The organism is Pseudomonas tehranensis (assembly GCF_014268615.1).
Classification (GTDB): Bacteria; Pseudomonadota; Gammaproteobacteria; order Pseudomonadales; family Pseudomonadaceae; genus Aquipseudomonas; species Aquipseudomonas tehranensis.
In genome coordinates this window covers 1-4,777 of the sequence record NZ_JABWQV010000323.1, presented here as the reverse complement: position 1 = coordinate 4,777, position 4,777 = coordinate 1, and the positions used below count along the sequence as shown (strand labels likewise).

The following is a 4,777-nucleotide window of genomic DNA, read 5'->3' as shown; positions in this document are numbered from 1 at the left end:
AGCGGGAGCAAGCTCCCTCGCCACAGGTGTCCTTGGCTTCAGGCTTACATCACCCGCCAACCCCCACCCAACGCCTTGTACAACGCCACGCTCGCCTGCACCCGCGCCAATCGCAATTGCACGTTCATGTCCTGGGCGGCGTACAGCGTGCGTTGGGTTTCCAGCACGGTGAGCAGGTCTTCGGCACCGGCCTGATAACGGCGCTGGGCGATGTCGAATGCGCGCTGGGCCTGATGCAGTTCTTCGCTCTGCCACTGCCGCTGCTGGTCGAGCCCATGGATGCCGTTCAGGGCTTTTTCGACGTCGGCGAAGCCGTTGATGATGGCGGCGCGGTAGGTTTCCAGCAGCTCCTCCTGGCGGGCGGTGGCTTTGTTCTGTTCGGCCTTGAGGCGACCGTTGTTGAAGATCGGCGCGGTCAAACCTGCGGTGAGGTTGTAGACGTTGTTGCGCAGCAACTGCTCGGCGATGTCGGCGCCGGTCGCCAGGCTCAGATCCAAGGTCACGGAAGGCAGCATGGCCGCGCGGGCCACGCTGATGTCAGCCTGGGCGGCGGCGAGGCGCGCTTCGGCGGCGGCGATGTCCGGGCGGCGACTGAGCAGGTCGCTGGGCACCCCGGCGTCGATAGCGGGCCAGTGCAAACGGTCGAAATGTTCATCGTCGAGTGTGACCGACTGCACCGGTTGCCCCAGCAGCGCCGCCAGGGTTATCAAGGCTTCCCGGGCCTGCTGCTGCACTTGAGGCAACCTGCGCTGTTGCGCCGCCACCAGGCTTTTTTGCTGGGACAACTCCAGGGCCGTGGCGCTGCCGGCGTCGTAGCGGGTCTGCACCAGGTCGAGTACACGTTGGGCGTTGTCCAGGTTCTGTTCGGCGATGCGCTGTTGCTCGCGCAGGGACAACGCCTGGGTGTAGCTGTTGGCGACGCCGCTGAGTAGGGTCAGTTCCACGGTCGCCCGGTCGAACTGGCTGGCCGACAGGTTGCTCAGTGCGCTGTCCCGGGCCGCCCGTTTGCCGCCCCAGAAATCCAGTTCATAGGTGGCGCTGAGGTTGGCGTCGTAGTAATCGATGGTGCGGTTGTTCCGGTCGACGTCCAGTTGGCTGTAACCCTTGCCCCGCAACAATTCCTGGCGATTGCCATTGAGCCCGGCCTTGATTTCCGGCAGCAGCGGCGCGTCGGCGATCACCGCGCTGGCCTGGGCCTGACGAACCCGGGCCACGGCGGCTGCCAGATCGTGACTGTCCAGGCGCGCCTGTTCGATCAGTCGGTTCAACTGTGGGCTGCCGAAGTGCGTCCACCATTGTTGGTTATCGGCGTGCGTGCTTGGCGTATTGAGGTTCTGCCAGGCCGGTGGCGGCTGGATGCCGCTGTCCGGCGTCGGCAGAGGGGTGCCGCAGGCCGCCAGTAACAGGCCGGCGGCGAGGAGGGTCAGGTGCGCTTTCATAGAGTGGCGTTCATTCACTGGTGAGGGCCGCGACCGGGTCGAGGCGAGCCGCCTTGCGGGCCGGCATGAAACCGAAGACAACGCCGGTGACCAGGGCGCAGCCGAAGGCGCCGAACACCGCCAGCCATTCGAAGGCCACGGCGATCTTGCCCAGCAGCAGCGCACCGCCCACCAGCAAGGCCAAGCCGATGCCGGCCAGTCCGCCGACCACCGAGAGCATCACCGCTTCGGTGAGGAACTGGCGCAGGATGTCCCGCTGGCGGGCGCCGGTGGCCATGCGAATACCGATCTCGCGGGTTCGCTCGCGCACGGTCATGAGCATGATGTTCATCACCCCGATGCCGCCCACCAGCAGCGAAATCGCGGCAATGGCCCCGAGCATCAGCGACAGCGTGCCCTGAGTACGCGCCTCGGCCTGAATCATCGCGGCGTTGTTGGTCAACTCGAAATCCTGCTTGCCGTCATGCAGGCGCAGCAGGGTGCGGGAGATGGCCTGTTCGGCCTCCGTGACCTTGCCAGCGTCCCGGGCGGCGATCACCACGTACTCGGGATGCCGGCTGCCGAACAAGCGCACGCTGGCGGCAGAGTAGGGCACGGCGATGCGATTGTCGGCATCCGAATCCCCGGAGCTGGCGCCTTTTTCCGCCAGCACGCCGACCACCTGAAACGGCACGTTCTCAATCAGGATGTAGCGGCCAATGGGGTCGTCGACCTCCTTGAGTAGCTTGTGCCGGACCTTGTGACCGATCACCGCTACTGCCGCGGCGCTGCGTTCATCGGCATCGGTGAAGTAGCTGCCCTGGGCCACCGGCCAATTGAAGATGGTCGGGAAATTCGTATCGTTGCCGCCCACGTAGCTGGTGTGGTCGAGGTTGCCGAAACGCACGCTGGCGTCGGCGCCGTTGACCGGCATGATCCGCTGCACCTCGGGCAGGGCGGCGAGGGCGGCCAGTTCATGTTCACTGATGATGCCCTTGGCGGCGCGCGGGGTGGGCGCGGTGCCGTTGAGGTAGATGATGTTGGAGCCGAAGGCGCCCATTTGGGCCATGACCTGACGCTTGCTGCCTTCGCCCACCGCCAGCATCACTACCACCGAGGCCACACCGATGATAATCCCCAGCAGCGTCAGGGCGGTGCGAAAACGGTTGATCCACATCACCCGCCACGCCGCTTGCACGGCGTCGAGCAGTTCGCCTTTCCAGGCGCCGTTGTGTTCGCTGCCGGCGCTCAGGCGCTGGCGCAGGTCCACCGCTTGCAACGCGTTCGGGTTGGCGTGGAGCGGCGTCGGATCGCCGCCGGCGCTGTCGCTGATGATCAGCCCGTCGCGAATCTCAATGATGCGCTTGGCCCGCGCCGCCACCTCGCGGTCGTGGGTGATCAGGATCACCACATGACCCTGGCTTGCCAGTTCGTCGAGCAACGCCATGACCTCGATGCCGCTCTGGCTGTCGAGGGCCCCGGTGGGTTCGTCGGCGAGGATGATGTGGCCGCCGTTCATCAAGGCCCGGGCAATCGACACCCGTTGCTGCTGGCCGCCGGACAGTTGATGAGGGCGGTTGCCGGTACGGCTGGCCAGCCCCAGGCGTTCGAGCAGGGCGCTGGCCCGGGCGTGGCGCTCGGCGGCCGAGGTGCCGGCGTAGATCGCCGGCATCTCGACGTTTTCCTGGGCAGTGCCGGACGGGATCAGGTGATAGCCCTGGAACACGAAGCCGAAGGCTTCGCGCCGCAGCCAGGCCAGTTCGTCGCTGCCCAGGCCGGCGACGTCTTCGCCGGCAAACCGGTATTCGCCGCTGGTGGGGCGGTCGAGGCAACCGAGGATGTTCATCAAGGTGGACTTGCCGGAGCCGGACGCCCCGACAATCGCCAGGAATTCCCCAGCGTGAATGGACAAATCGATGCCGCGCAGCACCTCCACCCGAGGGCTGTCACCACCGCCGTAGGCCTTGCGAATGTCCCGCAGTTCGATCAGGGGCGTGTCCATTCAGCCTCCGCTGCCGGCGGCCGGACCGATCAGCACCTGGTCGCCTTCGCTCAGGCCGTCGAGAATTTCGGTACGCAGCCGATCGCTGACGCCGGTACGCACGGTGCGCAGCTGGACATCGCCATTGTCGGCCACCACCTGCACTTGCCCGGCGTTGGCCTGCAACGCGGCGCTGGGAACGGTCAGTACATCGCGTGCCTGGGCGGCAACAAAAAACACCTGGGCGGTCATTTCCGTCATCAGGGCACGGTCGGCGTTATCCACATCCAGCAACACGGTATAGAGCACCACCCGTTCGCTGCCACTGCGCCCGCCCGTGAGGCTGCCGCCCTGGCTCGCCTCCAGCGGGCGCGGCGGCACCGGCAGAATCTGACGCACGGTGCTGCTCCAGCGACGGGCGCCGCCGGCCAGGGTGGTGAAGTAGGCGGTCATGCCCGGTTTGACGTGACCGATGTCCGCTTCCGAGACTTCGGCCCAGACGGTCATCGGCGACAGGCGGGCGATGCGCAGAATCAACGGAGTTTGCTGTTGGGCGTTGAGGGTCTGGCCTTCCCGGGCACCGACGGCGACCACGGTGCCGCTCATGGGCGCGAAAATGCGCGTATAACCCAGCTCGGCCTCGTCACTGCGCAGGTTGGCCTGGGCCTGGCGGATCTGGGCCTGGAACATGTCGATGCGCGCCTGGGTCGCCCGCACTTCGGCCTGGGCGGTCTGCACGTCTTCCTCGCGGGTGGCGCCGCCGGCCTTGAGTTGTTGCTGACGACGGAATTTCTGCTGGGCCAGATCGTGCTGGGCTCGTTGTTCCTGGAGCTGGGCCTTGAGGTTTTCAATAGAGAAGCGTCCGGCGTCCAGCTTGGCCTTTTGTGTGGAGGGATCGATCTCAACCAGCAATTGGCCTTCGCGAACGTCGTCGCCGGCTTCTACATGAATCTTGCGGATCTGCCCGGACGCCTGAGCGCCGACGTCCACGTAACGCCGTGGTTGCAGGGTGCCCAGGGCGGTGACGCTGTTTTCGATATCGCCACGGGTGACGGGTGCGGTCATCAGCGATTCACGGCTCGGGGCCACCGCTTGCCAAGCGGCAAAGGCCACGGCTGGGAGCAGAGCGAAGGTTAAAAGCCAGGCGCGTCGGGTAGGGCGGGGACGTTTCATGCAGGGTTCCGGCCGGTGGTGTCGGGCCCGTCGCAGGCAGGGCAGGGACGGGAGGCTGTCTTGGTAAACGAGCGCTTCGGACGGGAATTTACTGTGTGAAACACTTGGTAGCAGGTTGGAAAAATCAGTTGAAGCGCCACTGCTCCCCTGTGGCGAGGGCGCTTGCTCCCGTCGGGCTCTGTAGGAGCTGTCGAGCGAAGCGAGG

The 4,777-nt window shown here is 65.9% G+C and carries 3 protein-coding genes; all 3 read right to left on the bottom strand.

Going from position 1 to position 4,777, the window contains the following annotated elements; all coding sequences use genetic code 11:
* Positions 1-44 precede the first annotated feature (44 nt).
* From HU811_RS25030 to HU811_RS25020, 3 genes are read right to left on the bottom strand one after another with little or no spacing between them, the layout of a single operon-like run.
* Entirely contained in the window at positions 45-1,439 is a 1,395-nt protein-coding gene (locus tag HU811_RS25030) for an efflux transporter outer membrane subunit (RefSeq protein WP_186658670.1), read from the bottom strand.
* A gap of 10 nt (positions 1,440-1,449) precedes the next feature.
* Entirely contained in the window at positions 1,450-3,420 is a 1,971-nt protein-coding gene (locus HU811_RS25025) for a MacB family efflux pump subunit (protein WP_186658668.1), read from the bottom strand.
* Positions 3,421-4,572, bottom strand: coding sequence for an efflux RND transporter periplasmic adaptor subunit (locus HU811_RS25020; protein WP_186658665.1), 1,152 nt, complete (start codon positions 4,570-4,572; stop codon positions 3,421-3,423).
* Between the last annotated feature and the right edge of the window lie 205 nt (positions 4,573-4,777).